This is a genomic window from Melaminivora alkalimesophila, from assembly GCF_000282995.1.
GTDB lineage: Bacteria > Pseudomonadota > Gammaproteobacteria > Burkholderiales > Burkholderiaceae_C > Melaminivora > Melaminivora alkalimesophila.
In genome coordinates, this window is the sequence record NZ_ALEE01000009.1 from 1 (window position 1) to 423 (window position 423).

Genomic DNA, 423 nt, shown 5'->3' on the forward strand with positions numbered 1-423 from the left:
CTCATGCGGTTGAATTTCCTATCCGTTGTTGTTATGCTTCATCATCTGTTGGCTAAGTGTCGTCTGCACTTGGTTACGTTTTAATTCCCTGGATAAACACCATGACTTTAATTGAACTGGCAGGTTACGTGCCTGCGATTATTTTCCCTGCTGCAACCCTGATGCAGTTGCGGCACTTATTAAAAACCAAAACCTCCGAAGGGGTGCCGGCTTTAACCTGGCTGGCTTTTGCAGTCGGTAATTTGTCTTTGTATGTATATGCCGAAAAATATACTGAGCTGCAGTCTATTATTGGTCAGCTCGCCTCAGCCGCTTTGCAGATTTATGTGGTGTATCTGATTATCAAATACCGTCGCAGTGCCTCAAAAGCGGCTGCGGCCGAATAACAATATTGCACCAGAGCTAACAGCCAATACAAAAAAC

General features: G+C 44.7%; 1 protein-coding gene. It reads left to right on the top strand.

Translation table 11 applies throughout. The annotated features are described in order from the left end of the window. The first annotated feature begins 101 nt into the window (after positions 1-101). Entirely contained in the window at positions 102-386 is a 285-nt protein-coding gene (locus A612_RS16785; RefSeq protein WP_141630292.1) for a hypothetical protein, read from the top strand. Positions 387-423 lie beyond the last annotated feature (37 nt).